Raw genomic sequence first — 24,319 nt, 5'->3', positions numbered from 1 at the left:
CCCGTGGCTCAGGCGCCGGGTCGGCGCCACACCGCGAGCGTGGCCGCCAGCAGCCACATGCCCACGGCGCAGCCGCGGTTCAGCGCCTTGAGGCCGCGCTTCGAAAGCCAGCGCACGGCCTGCGTGCCGGCGCCGGCATAGGCCAGCATCACGCAGGTGTCGAGCAGCACGAAGATGCCGCCCAGCAGCAGGTACTGAGGGCCCTGCGGCCGCGCGATGTCGACGAACTGCGGCAGGAAGGCCGCGAAGAACAGCAGCGACTTGGGATTCGACAGCGCCACCGCGAGGCTGCGCAGCAGCGCGATGCGGCCATGCAGCCGGCTCTCGGGAGAGGACTTCGCGAGCGCGGCGCCGAGGTCGGTGGCGTCGCTGCGCCAGAGCTTGATGCCGAGCCACACGAGGTAGGCCACGCCGGCCACGCGGATCGCGTTGAACAGCCATTCCGAGGCGGCCAGCAGCGAGCCCAGGCCGAGCGCGACGACGGCGATCACGATGCTGCTGCCGAGCGAGGCGCCGACGATGCCCCAGCTCGCGCGGCGCATGCCGCCGTCGATGCCGTTCGACAGCGCGAGCAGCATGGTCGGGCCCGGGATCACCGCGAGCGCGAGGGAGGCGAGCACGAAGACGAGCAGGGTGTCGAGGTTCATGGCTTGGGCGTGGAGGGACGTTGGGCGGCGGCGCGGGCGCGCGCGAGCGCGGCCTCGACCACCGAGCGCTTGCGGGCCTCGGCGCTGGGCGCCGCGACCTCGGCTTCGGGGCGCTTCTTGCCCTGGCGCGCGTCGCTGGGCCGATGCTGGCCGTGCAGGGCATAGCGCGCGCGGGCATGGGCCGCCTGCGCGGGCGACCAGGCCTGCCAGCCGGTGCGGCCCGGCGTGGCGTCCTCGAGCGAGATGCAGTCGACCGGGCAGACCGGGATGCAGAGTTCGCAGCCCGTGCAGTGCGCGTCGATCACGGTGTGCATGCGCTTGTTGATGCCGAGGATGGCGTCGGTCGGGCAGGCATCGAGGCACAGCGTGCAGCCGATGCACCAGGCCTCGTCGATCACCGCCAGCCTGCGCGGGCCCTCGGTGCCGAAGGCCGGATCGAGCGCCTGCACGGGGCGGCCGGTGAGCCGCGCGAGCCGCTCGACGCCCTCGGCGCCGCCCGGCGGGCACTGGTTGATCTCGGCCTCGGCGCTGGCCACGGCCTGCGCATAGCCCTCGCAGTCCGGGTAGCCGCAACGGGTGCACTGCGTCTGGGGCAGTGCGTCGTGGATGCGTGCGGCCAGTCCGTTCACGGGAGGGAAAGGAGGGCGCTCAGCGCGCCGCGGCGGCTTTGCGCGCCACGGTCTTCTTCGGGGCGGCCGCGCGCTTCGCGGCCGGTGCCGCCTTCTTGGCTGCAGCCGCCTTCTTGACGGGCGCGGTGGCGGTGGTGGCCGCCAGCCTGCGGCCGGGCTTGACCTGGTCTTCCGCCGCCAGGCTCTCGCGCGCGCCGGCGCGGCTTTGCGGCTGGTCGTTCGCGGCGATGAACTTCTGCATCTTCGGGTAGACCAGTTCGCGCCAGCGGCGGCCACTGAAGATGCCGTAGTGGCCCGCGCCCTTGACCTCGTAGTGCTCGCGCTTCGCATCGTCGATGCCGGTGCACAGCTCGTGCGCGGCCTCGGTCTGGCCCGAGCCCGAGATGTCGTCGAGCTCGCCCTCGACCGTGAGCAGCGCGGTGGCGCGGATGTCCTGCGGCCGCACGCGCTCGACCTCGCCGGTCGGGCTCTTCACGTCCCAGGTGCCGTTGACCAGGTCGAATTCCTGGAACACGGTGCGGATCGTCTCGAGGTAGTAATCGGCGTCCATGTCGAGCACGGCGTTGTACTCGTCGTAGAACTTGCGATGCGCCTCGGCGCTCGCGTCGTCGCCCTTGATCAGGTCCTTGAAGTAGTCGTAGTGGCTGCTCGCGTGGCGGTCGGGGTTCATCGCGACGAAGCCCGTGTGCTGCAGGAAGCCCGGGTAGACGCGCCGGCCCGCGCCAGGGAAGCCCTGGGGCACGCGGTAGATCACGTTGTTCTCGAACCACTCGAAGCTCTTGTTCATCGCGAGGTTGTTGACCGCCGTGGGCGACTTGCGCGCGTCGATCGGGCCGCCCATCATCGTCATGGTGAGCGGCAGCGCCTCGCCGCGGCTGGCCATCAGCGACACGGCGGCCAGCACCGGCACCGTGGGCTGGCACACGCTGACCACGTGGCAGTTGCCGTACTCGGCCTGCAGGCGGCGGATGAACTCCTGCACGTAGTTGATGTAGTCGTCGAGGTGGAACTCGCCGTCCGACAGCGGCACCAGGCGCGCGTTCTTCCAGTCGGTGATGTAGACCTTGTGGTCCTGCAAAAGGGTGCGTACGGTGTCGCGCAGCAGGGTGGCGTAGTGGCCCGACAGCGGCGCCACCACCAGCACCACGGGCTGGCTCTTGAGCGTCTTGAGGATGTGCGGCTCGTCGGTGAAGCGCTTGAAGCGCCGCAGCTGGCAGAACGGCTTCTCCAGCTCGATCACTTCCTGGATCACGACGTCGTCGCCGTCGACCTTGACCGACTTGATGTTGAACTCGGGCTTCTCGTAGTCCTTGCCGAGGCGGTAGAGCAGGTCGTAGCTCGCCGCCATGCGCTGCGCTCCGGGCAGCTGGCTCCAGACGGCGCCGGGGCTGTAGAGCTTGGAGGCGGCCTGGGCGAAGTCCGCGAACGGTTCCATGAGGGAACGCTGGGCTTCGTAGAGTTGGTAGAGCATCGCTGTGTCGAGTTGGAATGTTGCGGTGCAATATATCAGCGCATTTCGACACGCGCAGGGGGCCTAACCCTAGGCCCGGGAAGGCCCTCGGAGATGGCCGCGGGCTTGCGTGAACAAGTTGTGTCGCGGAGGTGACTCGAGCGAGTCACCCCCGCGACGCGGACCGTCAGACGACCTTGGCGATCGACGCGCAGACGTGGTCGATGTTCTTGCTGTTGAGCGCGGCCACGCACATGCGGCCGGTGTCGGTGCCGTAGACGCCGAACTCGTTGCGCAGGCGCACCATCTGGTCCTTGGTCAGGCCCGAGTAGCTGAACATGCCGATCTGGGTGGTGATGAAGCTCATGTCTTCCTTCACGCCGGCGGCCTTGAGGCCGTCGACCAGCTTCTGGCGCATGGCCTTGATGCGCACGCGCATCTCGCCCAGTTCCTTCTCCCACAGGGCGCGCAGCTCGGGGTTGCCGAGCACCGCGGCCACCACGGCGCCGCCGTGCGTGGGCGGGTTGCTGTAATTGGTGCGGATGGCGATCTTCAGCTGCGACAGCACGCGCGCGGCTTCTTCCTTGTTCTCGCACAGCACCGAGAGGGCGCCCACGCGCTCGCCGTAGAGGCTGAAGCTCTTGGAGAACGAGGTCGAGACGAAGAAGGTCAGGCCGGCCGCGACGAACTTGGCGACGGCCGCGCCGTCTTCCTGCAGGCCGTAGCCGAAGCCCTGGTAGGCCATGTCGAGGAAGGGCACCAGGCCCTTGGTCTTGACGGCGGCGACGACCTGGTCCCACTGCGCGGGCGTGATGTCGTAGCCGGTGGGGTTGTGGCAGCAGGCGTGCAGCACGACCACGGTGCCGGCCGGGGCGGCATTGAGCGCGGCCAGCATGCCGTCGAAGTCGATGCCGCGCTTGGCGGCGTCGTAGTAGGGGTAGCTTTCGACCTCGAAACCGGCGTTGGTGAACAGCGCGCGGTGGTTTTCCCAGCTCGGGTCGCTGATCAGCACCTTGGCGGCGGGGTTGAGCTTCTTGAGGAAGTCGGCGCCGACCTTGAGGCCGCCGGTGCCGCCGATGGCCTGGATCGTGGCCACGCGGCCCGAGGTCACGGGCTCGCTGTCGGCGCCGAAGACCAGCACCTTCACGGCGTTGTCGTACGCCGCGATGCCGTCGATGGGCAGATAACCGCGCGCCGTGGGCGCTTTCATCATGTTCTGCTCGGCCGCCTGCACGCACTGCAGCAGGGGCAGCTTGCCGTTGTCGTCGTAGTAGACGCCGACGCCGAGATTGACCTTGTTGGGGTTGGTGTCGGCGGCAAATTGCTCGTTGAGGCCGAGGATCGGATCGCGCGGTGCCATCTCGACCGCGGTGAACATAGACATGGAAAGGTCCTTTGGGATGAAAGCTTCGCTGGCAACCGCTCGAGGCTTTAAGCTTTGCGGTTGCCTTGAATTTTACCGGCGCCACGCCACCTGACGGGTACAGCCATGCCAGAGACCAACGAAGCCATAGCAGACTCGAACAACGCCGACCCCGTGGGGCCCGCTCCCAAGGGCGAATTCATCAGCTTCCCGGGCTCGCCTTTCGAGCTCTATCAGCCCTATCCGCCGGCGGGCGACCAGCCGAACGCCATCGAGAAGCTGGTCGAGGGCGTGGGCGACGGCGAGGTGTTCCAGACCCTGCTGGGCGTGACCGGCTCGGGCAAGACCTTCACCATGGCCAACGTCATCGCCCGCACCGGGCGCCCGGCCATCGTGTTCGCGCCCAACAAGACCCTGGCGGCACAGCTCTACAGCGAATTCCGCGAGTTCTTCCCGAAGAACGCCGTCGAGTACTTCGTCAGCTACTACGACTACTACCAGCCCGAGGCCTACGTGCCGCAGCGCGACCTGTTCATCGAGAAGGACTCCTCGATCAACGAGCACATCGAGCAGATGCGGCTGTCGGCCACCAAGAGCGTGCTGGAGCGGCGCGACACCGTGATCGTGGCCACCGTGAGCGCGATCTACGGCATCGGCACGCCCGAGGACTACATGGAGATGCGGCTGATCGCGCGCGTGGGCGACAAGGTCGGCCAGCGCGACCTGATCGCCCAGCTGATCCGCATGCAGTACACGCGCAACGAGCAGGACTTCGCGCGCGGCACCTTCCGCGTGCGCGGCGACACCATCGACGTGTTTCCGGCCGAGCACAGCGAACTCGCGATCCGCTTCGAGCTGTTCGACGACGAGATCGAGTCGCTGCAGCTGTTCGACCCGCTGACCGGGCGCATCCGCCAGAAGGTGCCGCGCTTCACCGTCTACCCCTCGAGCCACTACGTGACGCCGCGCGACAAGGTGCTGGCGGCGGTGGAAACCATCAAGATCGAGCTCGACGGGCGGCTCAAGGAACTGGTGGCCGCGGGCAAGCTGGTGGAGGCCCAGCGCCTCGAGCAGCGCACCCGCTTCGACCTCGAGATGCTGGCCGAGATCGGTCACTGCAAGGGCATCGAGAACTACACGCGCCACCTCTCGGGCGCGGCGCCTGGCGACCCGCCGCCCACGCTGACCGATTACCTGCCGAAGGACGCGCTGATGTTCCTCGACGAGAGCCACCAGATGATCGGCCAGCTCGGCGGCATGTACAACGGCGACCGGGCGCGCAAGACCACGCTGGTGGAGTACGGCTTCCGGCTGCCGAGCGCGCTCGACAACCGGCCGCTGAAGCTCGAGGAATTCGAGAAGCGCATGCGCCAGTGCATCTTCGTGTCGGCCACGCCGGCCGACTACGAGAAGCAGCACACCGGGCAGGTGGTCGAGCAGCTGGTGCGGCCCACCGGCCTGATCGATCCCGAGGTGGAGGTGCGGCCGGCCACGCACCAGGTCGACGACGTGCTGCAGGAGATCCACGTGCGCGTCGAGAAGAACGAGCGCGTGCTGATCACCACCCTGACCAAGCGCATGGCCGAGCAGCTCACCGACTACCTGGGCGACAACGGCGTGAAGGTGCGCTACCTGCACAGCGACGTCGACACGGTCGAGCGGGTGGAGATCCTGCGCGACCTGCGCCTGGGCACCTTCGACGTGCTGGTGGGCATCAACCTGCTGCGCGAGGGGCTGGACATTCCCGAGGTCTCGCTGGTGGCGATCCTCGATGCCGACAAGGAAGGCTTCCTGCGCGCCGAGCGTTCGCTGATCCAGACCATCGGCCGGGCGGCGCGCAACCTGAACGGCAAGGCCATCCTGTATGCCGACCGGATGACCGACTCGATGAAGCGCGCCATCGGCGAGACCGAACGCCGGCGCGCGCGCCAGATCGCCCACAACGAGGCCCACGGCATCACGCCGCGCAGCATCGTGAAGCAGGTGCGCGACCTGATCGACGGCGTCTACAGCGAGAAGACCGGCAAGGAGATGGCCAAGCTGGACCTCGAGCGTGCCAAGGTCGAGGACATGAGCGAGAAGGACATCGCACGCGAGATCAAGCGGCTCGAGAAGCAGATGCTCGAGCACGCGCGCAACCTCGAGTTCGAGAAGGCGGCGCGGGTGCGCGACCAGCTGGCGCTGCTGCGCGAGCAGGCCTTCGGGGCCGCGGGCGGCGACAACATCGCGATGGCGCCGGCCAGGTAGGCCGAAGGTTTTCGGTAGCGGCGCCCCCGAACGCCCGGAATCGGGTTTACCCGAGCAAAGTCCGGGGCCTTCTGATATACTTGAGCGAAACACTCAACAAAAAAGAAACTTCGCGATGAAGGACCGACTCACAACCACTGGCTCACCAGTGTCAAGAGTCGGGCAGGGCGGAGACGAGATCACCGTGGCTCCCGGGCAACGGTGTCATTTCAACGGTAAGCGCTAAAAAGGAGCTTGCGATGCGTCTCACTACCAAAGGCCGTTTTGCGGTCACAGCCATGATCGATCTGGCTCTGCGTCAGAACACCGGTCCGGTCACGCTGGCCGCGATCAGCCAGCGGCAGCAGATTTCGCTGTCGTACCTCGAGCAACTCTTCGGCAAGCTGCGCCGTCATGAACTCGTCGAATCCACCCGGGGTCCGGGCGGTGGCTACAGCCTGGGCCGCAAGGCCGCCGACATCACCGTGGCCGACATCATCGTGTCGGTCGACGAGCCGATCGACGCCACCCAGTGCGGCGGCAAGGAAAACTGCCTCGGCGAACAAGGCCGCTGCATGACCCACGAACTCTGGGCCTCGCTGAACCAGCGCATGGTCGAGTTCCTCGATTCGGTCACCCTGCAGAAGCTGGTCGACGACCAGATCGCCAAGGGCGTGCAGATCGAGAACAAGCCGGTCGTCAAGCGCGCCATCTCCGCGCAGCCGGTGGTCAAGCCGATCCGCGTCAACGCGCCGAATTCGGTGTTTGCCCTGGGCAACGTCTTCGCCAAGTCCTGAGGACCCGCGACGCAGACGCTTCGAGACGAGTCAGACGCGGCGCCCGGTGGGCGCCGCCAGCGAACGAACAGCGACCAAGAACAACCCCCCACGCCAGCACGAGCCAGCCATGGACGTAACTCCTCATTTCCCGATCTATCTCGATTACGGCGCGACCACGCCGGTCGACCCGCGCGTGGTCGACGCCATGATCCCCTGGTTGCGCGAGCACTTCGGCAACCCGGCGTCGCGCAGCCACGCCTGGGGCTGGGAAGCGGAAGAGGCGGTCGAGAAGGCGCGCGGCTACGTGGCCGAGCTGATCGGCGCCGATCCGCGCGAGATCGTCTGGACCTCGGGCGCCACCGAGTCGAACAACCTCGCGCTCAAGGGCGCGGCACAGTTCTACAAGGGCAAGGGCAAGCACCTGATCACGGTGAAGACCGAGCACAAGGCCGTGCTCGACACCATGCGCGAGCTCGAGCGCCAGGGCTTCGAGGTGACCTACCTCGACGTGCAGGAAGACGGTCTGCTCGACCTCGAGAAGTTCAAGGCCGCGATCCGCCCCGACACCATCCTCGCGAGCGTGATGTTCGTGAACAACGAGATCGGCGTGGTGCAGGACGTGGTGGCGCTGGGCAACATCTGCCGCGAGAAGGGCGTGATCTTCCACGTCGACGCCGCGCAGGCCACCGGCAAGGTCGAGATCGACATCGCCAAGCTGCCGATCGACCTGATGAGCCTGGCGTCGCACAAGACCTATGGTCCCAAGGGCATCGGCGCGCTGTACGTGCGCCGCAAGCCGCGCGTGCGGCTCGAGGCCCAGATGCACGGTGGCGGCCACGAGCGCGGCATGCGTTCGGGCACGCTGCCCACGCACCAGATCGTGGGCATGGGCGAGGCCTTCCGCATCGCCAAGGCCGAGATGAAGGAAGACATCGCCAAGGCCGCGCGGCTGCAGAAGCGCCTGCTCGACGGCCTGAAGGACGTGGAACAGGTCTTCATCAACGGCGACCTCGAGCACCGCGTGCCGCACAACCTGAACATGAGCTTCAACTACGTCGAGGGCGAGTCGCTGATCATGGGCATCAAGGGCCTGGCGGTGTCGTCGGGCTCGGCCTGCACCTCGGCCAGCCTCGAGCCCAGCTACGTGCTGCGCGCCCTGGGCCGCAGCGACGAACTGGCCCACAGCAGCCTGCGCATGACCATCGGCCGCTTCACGACCGAGGAAGAGATCGACTACGCCATCTCGACCATCAAGCACAACGTGGCCAAGCTGCGCGAATTGAGCCCCCTGTGGGAAATGTTCCAGGACGGCGTCGACATCAGCACGATCCAGTGGTCGGCGCACTGAGCCCGAAGCTCCACGATTGAACAAAGTTTGAGAGGTACACCATGGCATATTCTTCCAAGGTCATCGACCACTACGAAAACCCGCGCAACGTCGGCTCCTTCGAAAAGGGCGACGACTCGGTCGGCACCGGCATGGTCGGCGCGCCGGCCTGCGGCGACGTGATGAAGCTGCAGATCAAGGTCAACCCCGAAACCGGCGTGATCGAAGACGCGCGCTTCAAGACCTATGGTTGCGGCTCGGCGATCGCTTCGTCGTCGCTCGTGACCGAATGGGTCAAGGGCAAGACGCTCGACGAAGCCGCCGCGCTCAAGAACGCGCAGATCGCCGAGGAACTGGCGCTGCCGCCGGTGAAGATCCACTGCTCGATCCTCGCCGAGGACGCGATCAAGGCGGCCGTGAGCGACTACAAGGCCAAGCACGGCGCGAAGAGCGCCGAAGCCGCGGCAGCGCACTGAGATGGCCGTCACGCTGACAGAAGCCGCCGCGCGCCATGTGAATCGCTACCTCGGCAAGCGAGGCAAGGGCGTGGGCGTGCGGCTGGGCGTGAAGACCACCGGTTGCTCGGGCCTGGCCTACAAGCTCGAGTACGTGGACGAACTGACGCCCGAGGACGTGGTGTTCGAGGACCACGGCGTGAAGGTGCTGGTGGATCCGAAGAGCCTGGCCTACATCGACGGCACGCAGTTGGACTTCGTGCGCGAGGGCCTCAACGAAGGCTTCAAGTTCAACAACCCGAACGAGCGCGACCGCTGCGGTTGCGGGGAAAGCTTCCGCATCTGATGCGCAGTCGCTGACCGCGACAACAGCCGCCACCATGTCATGTGCTGGCGGTTTTTTATTGCCATGAACCTGAACGACACCGACTTCGAGCTGTTCGCCGTCCCCGCGACTTTCGCGCAGGACCGCGCGGCGCTGGACGCGCGCTGGAAGGAACTGCAGCGCGAAGCCCATCCCGATCGCTTTGCGGCGCAGGGCGCGGCCGCGCAGCGCGTGGCCATGCAATGGTCGGTGCGCATCAACGAGGCCTACCAGCGGCTCAAGGACCCGGTGCGGCGCGCGAGCTACCTCTGCGAGCTGCACGGTGCCCCGGTCAATGCCGAGCACAACACGGCGATGCCGCCCGACTTCCTGATGCAGCAGATGGAATGGCGCGAGGCGCTCGACGAGGTCGAGGACATCGCCGCGCTCGAGCGCCTGCAGGCCGAGGTCGACGCGGGCCGCGCCCGCGCGCTCTCGTCGCTCGACTGGCTGATCGACGAGAAGGGCGACTACCCCGCCGCCGCGCAGCAGGTGAGAGCCCTCATGTTCATTGAGCGCTTCGGCCACGACGTCGAAGCCAAATCGGATCAGTTGGGACAATAAAGCCCTATGGCTCTTCTTCAGATTTCCGAACCCGGCCAGGCCCCCGATCCGCACCAGCGCCGCATCGCCGTCGGCATCGACCTCGGCACCACGCATTCGCTGGTGGCCTCGGTGCGCAACGGCGTGGCCGAATGCCTGCCCGACGACCAGGGCCGCGTGCTGCTGCCCTCGGTGGTGCGCTACCTCGACAAGGAGCGCCGCCAGATCGGTTTCGACGCGGTCGCCGCGCGCGCGCAGGACCCCTCGAACACCATCACCTCGGTCAAGCGGCTCATGGGCCGCGGGCTGGCCGACGTGACCCACCGCGAAGCGATGTCCTATGCCATCGGCGGTGGCGACGGCGGCATGGTGCAGGTGCACACCGCGGCGGGCGACAAGTCGCCGGTCGAGATCAGCGCCGAGATCCTCGCGACGCTGCGCTACCGCGCCGAGGACACCTTCGACGACGAGCTCTACGGCGCGGTCATCACCGTGCCCGCCTACTTCGACGAGGGCCAGCGCCAGGCCACGAAGGACGCGGCGCAGCTGGCCGGCCTCAACGTGCTGCGGCTGATCAGCGAGCCCACCGCGGCCGCCATCGCCTACGGTCTCGACAACGCGAGCGAGGGCGTCTATGCGGTCTACGACCTCGGCGGCGGCACCTTCGATATTTCCATCCTGCGGCTCACGCAGGGCGTGTTCGAGGTCATCGCGACCGGCGGTGACTCGGCGCTCGGCGGCGACGACTACGACCATGCGCTGGCCGATTTCGTGCTGGCGCAAAGCGGTGTCCAGACCGCGAGCGAGACCGACAAGGCCGCCGTGCTCGTGGCGGCGCGTGCCGCCAAGGAAGCGCTGACCGATGCCGACACCGTGACCTTCGCCGCCGACGTGGGCGGCCAGCCGCTTCGCTTCGCGCTGCAGCGCGCGCAGTTCGACGCGGCCACCAAGGCGCTCACCGACCGCACCCTGGCCGCCGTGCGCAAGGCGCTGCGCGATGCCAAACTCAAGGCCGACGACCTGCAGGGCATCGTGCTGGTGGGCGGGTCGACGCGCATGCCGCAGGTTCGCGAGGCGGTTGCCGAGTTCTTCGGCCGCGAGCCGCTGGTCAATCTCAACCCCGACGAGGTCGTCGCGCTCGGCGCCGCGATCCAGGCGAACCAGCTGGCCGGCAACAACGGCGCGGGCGAACTGCTGCTGCTCGACGTGATTCCGCTGTCGCTGGGCCTCGAGACCATGGGCGGCCTGGTCGAGCGCATCGTGCCGCGCAACCAGACCATCCCGACCGCGATGGCGCAGGACTTCACCACCTACCAGGACGGCCAGACCGCGCTGGCGTTGCACGTGGTGCAGGGCGAGCGCGACCTGGTGGCCGATTGCCGCAGCCTCGCGCGCTTCACCTTGCGCGGCATCCCGCCGATGGCCGCGGGCGCCGCGCGCATCCGCGTGACCTTCACGGTCGATGCCGACGGCCTGCTGAGCGTGAGCGCCAAGGAACAGGCCAGCGGCGTGGAAGCCAGCGTCACCGTCAAGCCTTCCTATGGGCTGTCGGACGACCAGATCGCGACCATGCTGCAGGAGAGTTTCTCGACGGCACAGCAGGACATGCAGGCGCGCGCGCTGGTCGAGGCCCGCGTCGATGCCGAGCGCATGCTGCTCGCGACGAAGAGCGCGCTCGATGCCGACGGCGACCTGCTCGACGCACAGGAGCGCACGGCCATCGATGCATCGATGAGCGCGCTGCGCCTGAGTGCCCAGGGCAACGACGCCGCCGCGATAGAGGCCGCCACCAAGGCGCTGGCCGAGATCACCGAGCCCTTCGCCGCGCAGCGCATGAATGCCGGCATCGCCCGCGCGCTCTCGGGGCGCAAGGTCGAATCCCTCTAAGACAAGAACACCGCAAAGAACGACAACGCAGGCGCTGCATGCCCACGATCAAGATCTATCCGCATCCCGAATACTGCCCGCAAGGCGCCGAGATCACCGCGCCTGCGGGCACCTCGATCTGCGAGGCCCTGCTCGACAACGACATCAACATCGAGCACGCCTGCGAGATGAGTTGCGCCTGCACCACCTGCCACGTGATCGTGCGCGCGGGCGGCGGCTCGCTCAACGAGGCGGAGGAGGGCGAGGAAGACCTGCTCGACCGCGCCTGGGGCCTGGAGCCGCAGTCGCGCCTGAGTTGCCAGGCGATCCTGGCGCAGGAGAATGTGACGATCGAGATTCCGAAGTACTCGATCAACCACGCGAAGGAAAACCACTGATGAGTCGTCTGATCGTTCTCGATACGGAAACCACCGGGCTGTCGGCCGAGAACGGCGACCGCGTCATCGAGCTGGGCTGCGTGGAGCTGTTCAACCGCAAGCTCACCGGCAACGACCTGCACATCTACTTCAATCCCGAGCGCGAGAGCCACGAGGACGCGCTCAAGGTGCACGGCCTGACGACCGACTTCCTGCGCGACAAGCCGAAGTTCGCCACGCTGGCCAACGACATCGTCGAGTACCTGCGAGGTGCCGAGCTGATCATCCACAACGCGGCCTTCGACGTGGGCTTCCTCAACAAGGAGTTCGAGCGTGCCGGCCTGCCGCCGCTCAAGACCTTCGTGAGCGAGGTGACCGACACGCTGGCCATGGCCAAGCAGGTGTACCCGGGCAAGCGCAACTCGCTCGACGCGCTGTGCGACCGCTTCGGCGTCGACCGTTCGAACCGGACCTTCCACGGCGCCAAGCTCGACGCCCAGCTGCTGGCCGACGTCTACATCAACCTCACGCGCGGCCAGGACGCGCTGCTGATCGACGTGGCCACCACCGAGCCCGAGGTGGGCACCACGGTGATCGCCATCGATCTCAGCCGCATCGAGCTGCCGGTGCTGGTGGCGACCGAGCATGAACTCGCCGAGCACGACGCCGTGTTGTCCCAACTCGACAAATCGAGCAACGGTCGCACACTCTTTCGCCAAAACGCTTGAAAAGCTGTGGCATAATCTAAGGCTTCGCAGAACGCGATTCATCCAGGCGCTGAAGCCCATCGAAGAGATCGGGCAGAGGCGTCAGGGGCGGTTAGCTCAGGGGTAGAGCACAGCATTCACACTGCTGGGGTCGGAGGTTCGAAACCTCCACCGCCCACCAATTTCCCGGTTCCATTTTTTCTTCTCCGTCGGAGCTTTGGCCCGACGGCATCGCCGTTTGCGTGTCGGTGCGCGCCGACGTCAGGTGCCGTCGCGTGCTGCTGGCTGTGCGGGGCTTCGCGCCTAGAACCGAGGCACGACTTCAATCCAGGAGAAAAGATCATGGCGACCGCACCCGATCTTCCGACGCCGATCACGCCCACGCCGGGCCTGCCCGTGGAGCCCGACGAGGGGCCAGGCACGCCGCCCGACGAGCCCACCGATCCCGAGCCGCCGCCGACCGCAACTTGAGCCGCGCGGCGCGCGCTAAGCTCGCCGCATGGACGATCTCGATTGCGCCGTCATCGGCGGTGGTGTGGTGGGTTTGGCCGTGGCGCGTGCACTCGCGCTCGCGGGCCGCGAAGTGATGGTGCTCGAGGCCGAAGGCGCCATCGGTACCGGCACGAGTTCGCGCAACAGTGAAGTCATTCATGCGGGGATCTACTACCCGCAAGCTTCGTTGAAGGCGAGGCTCTGTGTCGAAGGCAAGCAATTGCTCTATGCGTATGCCGAAGCGCGCGGCGTGCCGCACCGGCGCTGCGGCAAGCTGATCGTCGCGACCTCGGCCGAACAGGTGGCGCAGCTCGAGGCGATCCGGCTCAAGGCCGCGGCCAACGGCGTCGACGACCTCGAAACGATCTCGGCGGCGCAGGCCGTCGCGCTCGAACCGCAACTGCGCTGCATGGCCGCGCTGGTCTCGCCGAGCACCGGCATCGTCGACAGCCATGCGCTGATGCTGAGCCTGCTCGGCGATCTCGAGAACGCGGGCGGCATGCTGGCGTTGAAGTCGGCCGTGAAGCGCGCGGACCTGGAGGAGGGCGGCATCGTGCTGACCGCGCAAGACGGCACGCGGCTGCGCTGCCGCAGCGTGGTCAACGCGGCCGGTCTGGGTGCGCCCGATCTGGCGCGCCACTTCGGAGGACTCGCCACCGAGACCGTTCCCACCGCCTATTTCGCGAAGGGCAACTACTTCACCCTGTCGGGCCGCGCGCCCTTCGGCCGGCTGGTCTATCCGGTGCCCGAGCCCGGCGGTCTCGGCGTGCACCTGACGATCGACCTCGGCGGGCAGGCCAAGTTCGGACCCGATGTGCAATGGGTGAGCTCGCCCGACGACCTGGTGGTGGACCCGGCGCGCGGCGACGCCTTCTATGCCGAGGTGCGCAAGTACTGGCCCGCGCTGCCCGATGGCGCGCTGATCCCGGGCTACGCGGGCATGCGACCGAAGATCTCGGGACCCGGCGATCCCGCGGCCGACTTCCGCATCGACGGACCGCGCGCGCATGGCGTGCGAGGCCTCGTCAACCTGTTCGGCATCGAGTCGCCGGGGCTCACGAGCAGCCTCGCGATCGGCCGACACGTGGCGGACCTGCTCGCGGCCGAGGACTGAATTCCGCGCCGATCGCGAACGATCTCTTGCAGAACTCTTTGTGGATGCAGTCCTGTGCGGGCGATGTAGCCTGTAACATGACAGCACGCCATTTGTAGGCGTGAAGCCGCCGGCGCGGTGCCGGTGTCATCACGGAGGAAGGTTTCCAATGAGTGCATCCAAGAATCTCGAGGCGGCAGCCGAGGACATCGCGAGCGACGTGCGTGGCGTGCTCGCCAGCAAGGACCTGGATTCGGTTCCCCACATCAAGGCGCTGCGCCAGCGCATCGACACCAAGCTCGCGATCGCCCGCGAACTCGCCGCCGAGAAGAGCCGCCTCGCCGCCAAGAAGGCCCGCGAAGCCGCCTCGGCCACCAACGCCTATGCCCACGACGAACCCTGGCAGATCGCCGCTGGCGCGCTGGCCGTCGGTGTGCTGGTGGGCCTGCTGCTTGGTCGCCGCTGATCGAACCATGACAGCGGAGGGCCGCCGATGAGGTTGCTCTCTCTTCTCGGACTGGACCGGCGCCTGCGCCGGCTGCGCATTGCCGCGGCCGAGGGCGCGATGGCCGCCGAAGACCGTGTGCAGCTGCTGCGCATGGCCTGGGAGGAGGAGAAGCAGCGGCTCAAGCTGGTGCTGGTCCTCGCGATCGTGCTGCTGGGCCTGACGACGATCGCCGTCGCGCTGCTGTCCGTGGCCGTCGTGGTCCATTTCTGGGACACGCCGCAGCGCACCACCGCCGCCTGGTCGGTGGCCGCGCTCTGGGTCGTGCTGTGGCTCGCGGCCGCCTGGGGCCTGTGGACCCAGCTGCGCGGTGCCTCGAACAGCTTCACGCCGACCCGCGAGGAACTGGCGCGCGACTGGACCTGGGTGCAGGAGCGCTTCGGACTGGGCGACGAGCCCGGCGAAGAGGACGAGCCGGCGCCACGCCGTCCGGCCACGCGCGAGGAACTGATCGAGCGCATCGAGCGCCAGCGCCTGCGCATCGCGACCTTGCAGGGTGGCGGTATCGCCGCCGCGCAGGGCGAGGAGCGGGCGGCCCCCCCGCCGCCCGACGAAACCCCGACCGCCACGGCGCTGCGCATCGCGCGCGAGCATCCGGTGGCCACGGGTGTCGCCGTGGCTGCGGCGCTGGTGGTGGTGCGCCCGAAGCGCCTGCTGCGCTGGGCGACCTTCGTCGCGCCGATCCTCTGGCGCATGCGCTGAAACGGCCGGCGAGCCGCGCTCGCCCGCCTCTCAACTGAAAAACTCAGGCGCTGCCGCGGTCCCGCTGCAGCGCCTGTGCCGTTTCATGGACCAGCGCCGGGCCGCGGTAGATCAGGCCGGTGTAGATCTGCACCACGTCCGCGCCCGCCGCGATCTTGGCCCTGGCATCGGCCGCGCCGAGGATGCCGCCCACGCCGACGATCGGGAAGTCCTTGCCCAGTGCGGCGCGCAACTGGGCGATCACGCGGTTGCTCGATTCGCGCACCGGCGCACCCGACAGGCCGCCGGCTTCCTTCGCATGCGGCAGTCCCTCGACCGCATCGCGCGCCAGCGTGGTGTTGGTGGCGATCACGCCATCCATGCCGTGGCGGCGCAGCGTGGCGGCGATCACCGCCACCTGCGCCTCGTCGAGATCGGGCGCGATCTTCACGAACAGCGGCACGCGGCGCGGCGCGCCGCCGATGGGCTGGCGCGCCAGCGTCTCGCGCCGCTCGGCCACGGCGCCGAGCAGCGCGTCGAGCGCCTCGTCGCTCTGCAGGCTGCGCAGGTTGGCGGTGTTGGGGCTCGAGATGTTGATCGTTACGTAGTCAGCATGCGGGTACACGCCGTCGAGGCAGGCGATGTAGTCGTCCATCGCGCGCTCGATCGGCGTGGCGGCGTTCTTGCCGATGTTCAGACCCAGCAGCATCGGCGCCTTCGCGCGAGCCGCGTTGCGGCGAAAGCGTGCCTTCTGCACGTTGGCCAGGAAAGCGTCGAGTCCGTCGTTGTTGAAGCCGAGCCGGTTGATCAGCGCCTGGCGTTCGGGCAGGCGGAAGATGCGCGGGCGCGGATTGCCGGGCTGGCCCTTGGGCGTGACGGTGCCGACCTCGACGAAGCCGAAGCCCATGGCGGCGAAGGCGTCGATGCAGCGTGCGTTCTTGTCGAGGCCGGCGGCGAGGCCGACGCGGTTCGGGAACCGCAGGCCGGCCAGGGTGACGGGATCGTCGACGCGCGGCGCCGAGTAGGCGCAGGCCAGCGGCGTGTTCTGCGTGCGCGCGAGCCCGTCGAGCGTCAGTTCATGGGCGTGCTCCGGGTCGAAACCGAACAGGAAGGGGCGGGCCAGGCCGTAGAGCGAGGAGGGCAGCAGGGACATCGTCGGATAATTCGGGGCTTCAATGAGCCCAGGATTCTCCGCGATGACCGCACCCCTTCCTTCTTCTTCCGCCGCAGCCGCCCCCATCTCCCAGGACGAACTCAAGGTCCAGGTGGGCCGCGCCGCCCTGGCCTACGTGGTGAAGGGCGAGATCGTGGGTGTGGGCACCGGCTCGACGGTCAACAAGTTCATCGACGCGCTGGCCACGATCAAGGACCAGATCCGTGGCGCCGTCTCGAGCTCGATCGCCTCCACCGAGCGCCTGCGAGCACTGGGCATCCAGGTGTTCGACAGCAACGAGGTCGAGGAGCTGGGCGTCTACATCGACGGCGCCGACGAGATCGACCCGCGGGGTTTCATGGTGAAGGGCGGCGGTGCCGCGCTCACGCGCGAGAAGATCATCGCGGCCCAGTCGCGCCGCTTCGTCTGCATCGCCGATGCCTCGAAGCTGGTCGACACGCTCGGTGCCTTTCCGCTGCCGGTCGAGGTGATCCCGATGGCGGCGCGCCGCGTGATGCGGCAGTTCGCGGCGCTGGGCGGCCAGGCCCAGGTGCGAGAGAAGGACGGCCTGCCGCTGGTGACCGACAACGGCCAGCACATCGTCGACGTGACGGGCCTGAAGATCGCCGATCCGCTGGCCTTCGAATCCGAGGTGAGCCAGTGGCCCGGCGTGGTCACCGTCGGCGTGTTCGCGCACCAGAAGGCGCATGTGTGCCTGCTCGGCACGCCCGAGGGCGTGCGCACGCTGGACTTCGCCTGATCAGAACTTGATGCCGGCCGGGTTCTCCGGCGTCGGCCCGCTCGGCGGTGCCGCGGGCAGCGGCTGCTCCTCGGGCGCCGCGCGCGGGGCGGCGGGTGCGGGCGCCGGTGCGCGCGTGAGCTGGGCGACCATCGGCTGCGCCGGCGGATTGCGGTAGCCGCTGGGCAGGCCGTTGCTCCTGGGATAGCCGGCCGCGTCGAGGTATTGCGCCCACTGCGTGTCGGAAAAGCCGGGCAGTTGCTGCGTGCCGATGGTCAGCAGCGGCAGCGAGGTCTGGCCGCTGAGCTTCTGCAGCGCTTCCACCTCCTGGTTGCTGTTCACCGTGCGTTCCTGGAACGGGATGCCGCGCGTCGTGAGCAGCGTGCGCGCCATCGCGCAGGGCGCGCATTCGTCGCCGCTGTAGAGCGTCACCGGATAGCGCTGCGCGATCTGGCGCAGCTCGTAGGGCAGGCCCGCGTTGGCGCCCGTGGCGGGCGCCGGCTGCGCATTGGCGGCGGGTTCGGTGCTGGCGGTGGGCGCGCGGTCCGAGAAGGTGACCCGGCCGTTCTTGTCGACCTGCCGGTAGACCGGTTGCGCCACCGCGCCCGCGGCGGCGAGCAGGAGGACGAAACCGGTCAGGCGACTTGGTGAGAATTTGTAAATCGGGCGCATGGCCCGAGTATCTCAAGCTTCAGCGCCGCATCAAGCCGGCTGCGGCTCGGCCATGCCCTGGTGTCGCAGCAGCGCATCAAGCTGGGGTTCGCGGCCGCGGAAGGCCTTGAACGACTCCATCGCGCTGCGGCTGCCACCGGCCTCGAGGATGGCCTGGCGGTACTTGCGGCCGGTCTCGATGCTCGGTTCGCCGTTGGCGCCCACGGTTTCCTCGAAGGCCGCGTAGGCATCGGCGCTCAGCACCTCGGCCCACTTGTAGCTGTAGTAGCCGGCCGCATAGCCGCCCGAGAAGATGTGGCTGAAGGTGTTCGGCGTACGGCTGAAGGGCGGCGAGGGCATCACGGCCACCTCGGCGCGCACCTGGGCCAGCAGCGCGAGCACGTCGCCGGGCTTCGCGGCCGCGGCGTGGTACTCGGTGTGCAGCAGCATGTCGAACAGCGAGAACTCGATCTGGCGCAGCGTCTGCAGGCCGCTCTGGAAGTTCTTGGCCGCGGTCATCTTGTCGAACAGGGCGCGCGGCAGCGGCGCGCCGGTGTCGACGTGGGCCGTCATGTGGCTCAGCACATCCCATTCCCAGCAGAAGTTCTCCATGAACTGGCTCGGCAGCTCGACCGCGTCCCATTCGACGCCGCTGATGCCCGAGACGTCGCGCTCGTTCACCTGCGTGAGCATGTGGTGCAGTCCGTGGCCGAACTCGTGGAACAGGGTGGTCACGTCGTCGTGCGTGAGCAGCGGCGGCTTTCCGCCCACGCCCTCGGCGAAATTGCAGACCAGTTGCGCGACCGGGGTCTGCAGCCGGCCGTCGTCGGGCCGCAGCCAGCGCGCGCGCACGTCGTCCATCCAGGCGCCGCCGCGCTTGGCGGCACGCGCGGAGGGGTCGAGGTAGAACTGGCCGACCTTCTGGCCGCCGCGCTCGATGCGATAGAACTCGACGCTCGGATGCCAGGTCGGTGCGCTGTCGCGGCGGATCGAGACCTCGAACAGCGTCTCGACGATCTTGAACAGGCCCGCCATCACCTTGGGCGCCGGGAAGTACTGCTTGACCTCCTGTTCGCTGAAGGCGTAGCGCGCTTCCTTGAGCTTCTCGCCGACGTAGCTCCAGTCCCAGGGCTGCGGATCGGCCAGGCCCAGTTGCGTGGACGCGAAGGCGCGCAGGTCGGCGAGGTCGCGCTCGCCGTAGGGGCGGGCCTTGGCCGCGAGGTCGCGCAGGAACTTCACCACCTGCTCGGGCGACTCGGCCATCTTCGGCACCACCGAGAGCTCGCCGAAGTTGCGGTAGCCCAGCAGCTTCGCCTCTTCCTCGCGCAGCGCGAGGATCTCGCCGATCAGCGCCGTGTTGTCGAAGGCCGGGTCGCCGAGTTCGCTGGCGCGCGTGACGTAGGCGCGGTAGAGCGTCTCGCGCAGCGCGCTGCTCCTGGCGAACTGCATCACCGGCAGGTAGCAGGGCATCTTGAGCGTGAGCTTGTAGCCGTCCTTGGCCTCGGCTTCGGCCGCGGCGCGCGCGGCATTGACCACGTCTTCCGGCACGCCCTCGAGTTCGCCGAACTGTGCGTAGTAGGCGAAGGCATCGGTCGCGTCGAGCGCGTTCTCGCTGAACTTCTGGCTCAGCTCGGCCTGGCGTTCCTGGATTTCGGCGAAGCGCTGCTTGGCCTCGCCCTGCAGTTCGGCGCCGCCGAGCACGAAGTTGCGCACCGCGTTGCGATGCGCCTGGCGCTGCTCGGCATCGAGCGTGGCGACGTCGATCGCCTTGTACTTCGCGTACAGGCGCTCGTCGGAGCCCAGGCGGGTCCAGAACGCGGTCACGCGCGGCATCGCCTCGTTGTAGGCGGCGCGCAGCTCGGGCGTGTCGGCCACGGCGTTGAGATGGCCGACCGCGCTCCAGGCACGGCTGAAGCGTTCCGAGGCCACGTCGAGCACCTTGGAGATCGCGCTCCAGCTGGCGGGGAAGTCGGGGGCCGTCACCGTCTGCAGCGCGGTCTCGGCATCGGCGAGCAGCACGTCGACCGCGGGGGCGACGTGTTCGGGCCGGATACGGTCGAACAGCGGGAGGTCGGTGAAGTCGAGGAGGGGGTTGTTCGAGGTGGCCATGGTGTTCACTTGGCGGCGCGTTCGGCCGCTTCAAGGGTGTTGGCGAGCAGCATGGCGCGCGTCATCGGGCCGACGCCGCCGGGCACCGGGGTGATCCAGCCGGCGACTTCCTTCACGCCGTCGAAGTCGACGTCGCCCGCGAGCTTGCCGTCGGCCTTGCGGTTCATGCCGACGTCGATGACCACCGCGCCGGGCTTGACCATGTCGGCCGTGAGGAGGTTCAGCTTGCCCACGGCCGCGACGATCACGTCGGCCTGGCGCGTGATGGCGCCCAGGTCCTGCGTGGCGCTGTGGCAGATGGTCACGGTGGCGCTCTTGGCCAGCAGCATCATGGCCATCGGCTTGCCGACGATGTTGCTGCGGCCGATCACCACCGCATGCTTGCCGCGCAGGTCGTAGCCGATGGATTCGAGCATCTTCATGCAGCCGAAGGGCGTGCAGGGCCAGAAGCCCGGCGCGCCGGTCATCAGTGCGCCGGCGCTGGCGACGTGGAAGCCGTCGACGTCCTTCGCGGGCGAGATGGTCTCGATGACCTTCTGGCTGTTCATGTGCTTGGGCAGCGGCAGCTGCACCAGGATGCCGTGCACCGCCGGGTCGTCGTTGAGCACGCGGATGCGCGCGAGCAGGTCGGCCTCGCTCAGGTCGGCCGGGTAGGTCTCGAGCGTGGCCGAGAGACCGGTCTGCGTGCTGTCGTTGACCTTGTGCTTGGTATAGACCTGGCTGGCCGGGTCCTCGCCCACGAGGATGATGGAAAGGGCCGGGTTCACGCCGCGGGCCTTGAGCGCCGCGGTGCGGCCGGCGACTTCGGCGCGGATGGTTTTGGCGAGGGCGTTGCCGTCGATCAGTTGGGCGGTCATCGGTTTCGATTTTCCAAGTAAAAACGCCCGCTTGCGCAGGCGTGGGGGTCATGCATCGCTATCGAACAGATAGCCGGCGTCTAGGCCTTGGCAGCGGGCGCCGCCTGTCCGAGCGCGATCTTCAGCAGATCGGCCACGGTGTTGGCGTTGAGCTTCTCCATGATGTTGGCGCGATGCGCCTCGACGGTCTTGATGCTGATGCCGAGGTCGTCGGCGATCTGCTTGTTGAGGCGGCCGGCGACGATGCGCTCGAGCACCTGCGCCTCGCGGCCCGTGAGCTTGGACAGCAGCGCGTCGCGGCTGGCCGACTGCTGGTGCTGCGTGAAGGCGCCGCGCGCGTGTTCGAGCATGCGCTCGACCAGCGCGACGAGTTCCTCGTCGTTGAAGGGTTTCTGGATGAAATCCATCGCGCCCTTCTTCATGCTGTCGACGGCCATCGGCACGTCGCCGTGGCCGGTGATCACCACGATCGGCAGCGGCGAGCGGCGCTCGATCAACCGGTCCTGCAACTCCAGGCCCGTCATGCCACCCATGCGGATGTCGACGATCAGGCAGGCCACCTCGCGGGGGTCGTAGCGGGAGAGGAAGGACTCGGCGGAATCGAAGCAGCGGACCCGGTAGTCCTTGCCTTCGAGCAGCCACTGGAGCGAATCGCGTACGGCTTCGTCGTCATCGACGACATACACAGTGCCCTTTTTCGGAATCAAACTCATGCAGGTACCTTTACCTCGTCACTTGCTAGGGAACTGATAGCGTCCAACACCGGAATCCAGAAGGAAAAACGGCATCCGATCACATCCGGGCCATTGTAGATGTTCTCCGCCTGCATCCGGCCGCGGTGCGACTCGACGATGGTGCGGCACAGGTTCAGGCCGATGCCCATGCCCTCGGGCTTGGTCGAGAAGAAGGCCTCGTAGAGCCGGTCCATGACCTCGGGCGCGAGGCCCTTGCCGGTGTCCTGCACCGAGAACTCGATCGCGTTGTGGCCCTCGATCACCTTCGGCAGCACGCGCAGCTCGACGCTGCGCCGCGCCAGCGGGCGCTCGGCGAGGTCGATCGATTCGGCCGCGTTCTTCAGCAGGTTGACCATCACCTGCTCGATCAGGATCGGGTCGACGCGCACCATCGGCAGCCGCGCCGCCACGTAGTGGTTGAGCCGCACGTTGCGCCGGCGCAGCTCGATGCCGGCCAGCTCGACCGCCTCGCTGACCATGGTCGCCACGTCGGCCGGCGTGCGGTTGGGTTCGCTGCGCTTCACGAAGGAGCGGATGCGCTGGATGATCTGGCCCGCGCGCTGGGCCTGCTTCGAGGTCTTCTCGAGCGCGGCCAGCAGCGCATCGTTGTCGATCGACTGGCTCTTGATGCGCGACATCATCCCGTTGCAGTAGTTGCTGATCGCGGTCAGAGGCTGGTTGAGCTCGTGCGCCACGCTCGAGGCCATCTCGCCCATGGTGATCAGCCGGCTCGCCGATTGCGCGCGGTCGGCCTGCGCGGCCGCCTGTTCCTCGGCATCGCGGCGCGGCGTGATGTCGGTGGCGATCACCAGCTGCGCCAGGCGGCCGTCGACCCAGGTCAGGTAGCGCGAGCGCACCTCGAGCCACTTGCCGAGCTCGGGCACGAAGATCTCGTTGTTGGCCGCCTGCGCGGCGGTCAGCGTGTCGATCGGCAGGCCGGCGTAGGGGTCGACGTCGTCCAGGCCCTCGTCGTGCGCGTTCGAGGCCGGCACGCCGGCCTGCGCCACCATGCCCAGGTGGCCGACGGTGTCGGAGCCGAACCACAGGCGGTAGAGCTTGTTGGCGAACAGCAGCTCCTCGCTGCCGATCGGCGCCACCGACACCGCGGCGTCGAGCGCCTCGAGCACGGTGGTGAAGCGCTCGTACGAGGCCGACAGCTGCTCGCGGATGCGCGTGGGCTCGGTGATGTCGGTCATCGAGGTCATCCAGCCGGTCTGGTGGCCGCGCGCGTCGATCAGCGGCGAGACGTACAGCCGCGCGTCGAACACGCTGCCGTTCTTGCGCTTCACGCGCACCTGGAAGCCGCCGGGCAAGGCACGGCCGTGCAGCTCCTCCTCGAGCCGCTCGTTCATGATCTCGCGATCGGACTCGAGCCAGTAGGGGAAGGGCGGTGTCTGGCCGACCAGCTCTTCCTCGGCCCAGCCGGTCATCGCGCAGAAGGCGGCGTTGACGTAGGTGATGCGGCCCTGCAGGTCGAGCACCCGCATGCCGGTCAGCATCGAGTTCTCCATCGCGCGGCGGAAGTTGGTCTCCGCCACCAGCCGCTGCTGCGCCTGCAGCCTGCGGCGCGTGTGGCGCCAGGTGCCGATCAGCATCCAGCTGGTGAGCACGCTGAGCGCGCAGACCAGCCAGAACAGCCCGTTGCCGACCACGCCCTGCGAGGTGCGGTAGGCCTGGGCGCGCAGCACCAGCGCATTGCCCACGGGCGAGACCGGTACCTCGTATTCGTTGGTGCGCTCGCTCCAGGGCAGCAGGCGCGCGCCGGTCTCGCGCAGGTTGGCGGTGTTGCCCGCGATCACCTTGCCCTTGGCGTCGAGCAGCGACACCGCGTAGCGCGCCTGCACCTCGGAAGGCATGCCGTAGCGCAGCAGGCCATCGACCGAGAACTCGCCGAGCACCACGCCCGCGAACAGGCCCTGGTCGAACAGCGGGATGTGCAGCTGCAGCATGGCGGGCGGATCGCCGCCGGCCGCGGGCTGGGAGAACACCGGCTGGCGCAGCTCGCGCGCCAGCGCGTAGTTGCTCTCGATGTCGCCGGGGCGCAGCACGTCGCCGATCAGGTGCTGCTGCGCCGGATGCACGCTGGGCGCGGCATAGCCGGCCTTGAAGCGGCGGCGGTCGTCGATCCAGGTGATGGTCTGCAGCTCGGGGAACTGGCTCACCAGCGATTCGGCGCGGCTGGTGAACTCGATCGGGTCGATCTCGCGGTTGGAGGCATCGCGCGCGATGCGCATCAACTGCTCCTGGCGCTCCAGCAACCGCAGCCGCATGCGCTGCTGGGCGTACTCGACGTCGCGGCGCACCGACTCCTGCTCGCGCTCGACCTCCTCGGTGCGCAGGTACCAGAAGGCGGTGACGATCGCCGCGAGGAACAGCAGCACGGCGGCCATCGGGGCCAGCATCGCGACGGCGTCCTGCAGCACCGGGGTCTGGCGGCGCCACCAGCGGCGCCACCACGACAGCGGCGAGGCGTTGACGGCACTGCGGGCCACGGCCAGCGGGGAGGAAAAAGGCATCGCGAGAGTTTATTAGGTGACGGAGTTTCCTAGGCGCGGGTTATCGACGGTGGCAC

General features: G+C 68.1%; 24 protein-coding genes and 1 tRNA gene. 15 read left to right on the top strand and 10 right to left on the bottom strand.

Annotation, left to right across the window (positions count from 1 at the left end; genetic code table 11):
* Positions 1-8 precede the first annotated feature (8 nt).
* From KV106_RS15425 to KV106_RS15410, 4 genes are all read right to left on the bottom strand, one after another.
* The gene (locus KV106_RS15425; protein ID WP_057593647.1) at positions 9-647 is read right to left on the bottom strand and encodes a LysE family translocator; all 639 of its coding nucleotides are present in this window, start codon (positions 645-647) and stop codon (positions 9-11) included.
* Positions 644-1,276: an RnfABCDGE type electron transport complex subunit B gene (locus KV106_RS15420; RefSeq protein ID WP_057593648.1), complete on the bottom strand. Its 633-nt coding sequence runs from the start codon at positions 1,274-1,276 to the stop codon at positions 644-646. Before KV106_RS15420 ends, KV106_RS15425 begins: the two co-directional genes overlap by 4 nt.
* Before the next feature lie 19 nt (positions 1,277-1,295).
* Positions 1,296-2,747, bottom strand: coding sequence for a polyhydroxyalkanoate depolymerase (locus KV106_RS15415; RefSeq protein WP_261210945.1), 1,452 nt, complete (start codon positions 2,745-2,747; stop codon positions 1,296-1,298).
* Positions 2,748-2,913: 166 nt separating this feature from the next.
* On the bottom strand, positions 2,914-4,110 hold the full coding sequence (locus KV106_RS15410) for an amino acid aminotransferase (protein ID WP_261210944.1): 1,197 nt from the start codon (positions 4,108-4,110) through the stop codon (positions 2,914-2,916).
* Between the two features lie 105 nt (positions 4,111-4,215).
* Here KV106_RS15410 and uvrB point away from each other — a divergent pair, with 105 nt between their 5' ends.
* The 14 genes from uvrB to KV106_RS15340 all read left to right on the top strand — a co-directional run bounded on the left by uvrB (position 4,216) and on the right by KV106_RS15340 (position 15,525).
* Positions 4,216-6,336 (top strand): excinuclease ABC subunit UvrB, encoded by a 2,121-nt coding sequence (uvrB, locus tag KV106_RS15405; RefSeq protein WP_261210943.1) that lies wholly within the window; start codon positions 4,216-4,218, stop codon positions 6,334-6,336.
* Between the two features lie 239 nt (positions 6,337-6,575).
* Complete coding sequence (iscR, locus tag KV106_RS15400) at positions 6,576-7,112, top strand: Fe-S cluster assembly transcriptional regulator IscR (RefSeq protein ID WP_056580055.1); 537 nt, start codon at positions 6,576-6,578, stop codon at positions 7,110-7,112.
* Positions 7,113-7,221: 109 nt separating this feature from the next.
* Positions 7,222-8,442, top strand: coding sequence for an IscS subfamily cysteine desulfurase (locus tag KV106_RS15395; RefSeq protein WP_057593652.1), 1,221 nt, complete (start codon positions 7,222-7,224; stop codon positions 8,440-8,442).
* A 41-nt stretch (positions 8,443-8,483) separates the two neighbouring features.
* The gene (gene iscU / locus KV106_RS15390) at positions 8,484-8,897 is read left to right on the top strand and encodes a Fe-S cluster assembly scaffold IscU (protein ID WP_057593653.1); all 414 of its coding nucleotides are present in this window, start codon (positions 8,484-8,486) and stop codon (positions 8,895-8,897) included.
* Between the two features lies 1 nt (position 8,898).
* Positions 8,899-9,222 carry an iron-sulfur cluster assembly protein IscA gene (gene iscA, locus KV106_RS15385; protein WP_057593654.1) on the top strand — a complete coding sequence of 108 codons (324 nt, stop codon included), beginning with the start codon at positions 8,899-8,901 and terminating at the stop codon, positions 9,220-9,222.
* Positions 9,223-9,285: 63 nt separating this feature from the next.
* A complete protein-coding gene (gene hscB / locus KV106_RS15380) occupies positions 9,286-9,804 on the top strand; it encodes a Fe-S protein assembly co-chaperone HscB (RefSeq protein ID WP_261210942.1) in 519 nt (172 codons plus the stop codon).
* Between the two features lie 6 nt (positions 9,805-9,810).
* Positions 9,811-11,670 carry a Fe-S protein assembly chaperone HscA gene (gene hscA, locus KV106_RS15375; protein ID WP_261210941.1) on the top strand — a complete coding sequence of 620 codons (1,860 nt, stop codon included), beginning with the start codon at positions 9,811-9,813 and terminating at the stop codon, positions 11,668-11,670.
* 38 nt (positions 11,671-11,708) lie between these two features.
* Positions 11,709-12,047 carry an ISC system 2Fe-2S type ferredoxin gene (gene fdx, locus KV106_RS15370; RefSeq protein WP_057593657.1) on the top strand — a complete coding sequence of 113 codons (339 nt, stop codon included), beginning with the start codon at positions 11,709-11,711 and terminating at the stop codon, positions 12,045-12,047.
* Complete coding sequence (dnaQ, locus tag KV106_RS15365; RefSeq protein ID WP_057593658.1) at positions 12,047-12,754, top strand: DNA polymerase III subunit epsilon; 708 nt, start codon at positions 12,047-12,049, stop codon at positions 12,752-12,754. The genes fdx and dnaQ overlap by 1 nt, the downstream gene beginning before the upstream one ends.
* Positions 12,755-12,839: 85 nt before the next feature.
* Positions 12,840-12,914, top strand: a tRNA-Val gene (locus tag KV106_RS15360).
* 161 nt (positions 12,915-13,075) lie between these two features.
* A complete protein-coding gene (locus tag KV106_RS15355) occupies positions 13,076-13,204 on the top strand; it encodes a stereocilin (RefSeq protein WP_261210940.1) in 129 nt (42 codons plus the stop codon).
* Positions 13,205-13,232: 28 nt separating this feature from the next.
* Positions 13,233-14,339 carry an NAD(P)/FAD-dependent oxidoreductase gene (locus tag KV106_RS15350; RefSeq protein ID WP_261210939.1) on the top strand — a complete coding sequence of 369 codons (1,107 nt, stop codon included), beginning with the start codon at positions 13,233-13,235 and terminating at the stop codon, positions 14,337-14,339.
* 148 nt (positions 14,340-14,487) lie between these two features.
* Positions 14,488-14,784 (top strand): glycine zipper domain-containing protein, encoded by a 297-nt coding sequence (locus tag KV106_RS15345; RefSeq protein ID WP_057593661.1) that lies wholly within the window; start codon positions 14,488-14,490, stop codon positions 14,782-14,784.
* 27 nt (positions 14,785-14,811) lie between these two features.
* A complete protein-coding gene (locus tag KV106_RS15340) occupies positions 14,812-15,525 on the top strand; it encodes a phage holin family protein (protein WP_261210938.1) in 714 nt (237 codons plus the stop codon).
* Between the two features lie 43 nt (positions 15,526-15,568).
* Here the strand turns inward: KV106_RS15340 and KV106_RS15335 are convergent, their stop codons facing one another.
* A complete protein-coding gene (locus KV106_RS15335) occupies positions 15,569-16,657 on the bottom strand; it encodes a quinone-dependent dihydroorotate dehydrogenase (RefSeq protein WP_261210937.1) in 1,089 nt (362 codons plus the stop codon).
* Positions 16,658-16,700: 43 nt separating this feature from the next.
* Between KV106_RS15335 and rpiA the strand changes: the two genes are divergently transcribed.
* Complete coding sequence (gene rpiA / locus KV106_RS15330; RefSeq protein WP_261210936.1) at positions 16,701-17,417, top strand: ribose-5-phosphate isomerase RpiA; 717 nt, start codon at positions 16,701-16,703, stop codon at positions 17,415-17,417.
* On the opposite strand, the gene KV106_RS15325 is transcribed toward rpiA, so the two are convergent.
* The 5 genes from KV106_RS15325 to KV106_RS15305 all read right to left on the bottom strand — a co-directional run bounded on the left by KV106_RS15325 (position 17,418) and on the right by KV106_RS15305 (position 24,263).
* Complete coding sequence (locus KV106_RS15325; RefSeq protein ID WP_261210935.1) at positions 17,418-18,068, bottom strand: glutaredoxin family protein; 651 nt, start codon at positions 18,066-18,068, stop codon at positions 17,418-17,420.
* Between the two features lie 30 nt (positions 18,069-18,098).
* Positions 18,099-20,156 carry a M3 family metallopeptidase gene (locus KV106_RS15320; RefSeq protein WP_261210934.1) on the bottom strand — a complete coding sequence of 686 codons (2,058 nt, stop codon included), beginning with the start codon at positions 20,154-20,156 and terminating at the stop codon, positions 18,099-18,101.
* A 5-nt stretch (positions 20,157-20,161) separates the two neighbouring features.
* The gene (gene folD, locus KV106_RS15315) at positions 20,162-21,013 is read right to left on the bottom strand and encodes a bifunctional methylenetetrahydrofolate dehydrogenase/methenyltetrahydrofolate cyclohydrolase FolD (RefSeq protein WP_261210933.1); all 852 of its coding nucleotides are present in this window, start codon (positions 21,011-21,013) and stop codon (positions 20,162-20,164) included.
* 80 nt (positions 21,014-21,093) lie between these two features.
* Entirely contained in the window at positions 21,094-21,726 is a 633-nt protein-coding gene (locus tag KV106_RS15310; RefSeq protein WP_057593667.1) for a response regulator transcription factor, read from the bottom strand.
* Positions 21,723-24,263 carry a PAS domain-containing sensor histidine kinase gene (locus KV106_RS15305; protein WP_057593668.1) on the bottom strand — a complete coding sequence of 847 codons (2,541 nt, stop codon included), beginning with the start codon at positions 24,261-24,263 and terminating at the stop codon, positions 21,723-21,725. The genes KV106_RS15310 and KV106_RS15305 overlap by 4 nt, the downstream gene beginning before the upstream one ends.
* Positions 24,264-24,319: the final 56 nt, after the last annotated feature.

Origin of the sequence: Variovorax endophyticus (genome assembly GCF_025376855.1) — a bacterium.
In the GTDB taxonomy this organism is placed as follows: Bacteria; Pseudomonadota; Gammaproteobacteria; order Burkholderiales; family Burkholderiaceae_C; genus Variovorax.
This window is presented reverse-complemented; position numbering and strand designations above follow the sequence as displayed.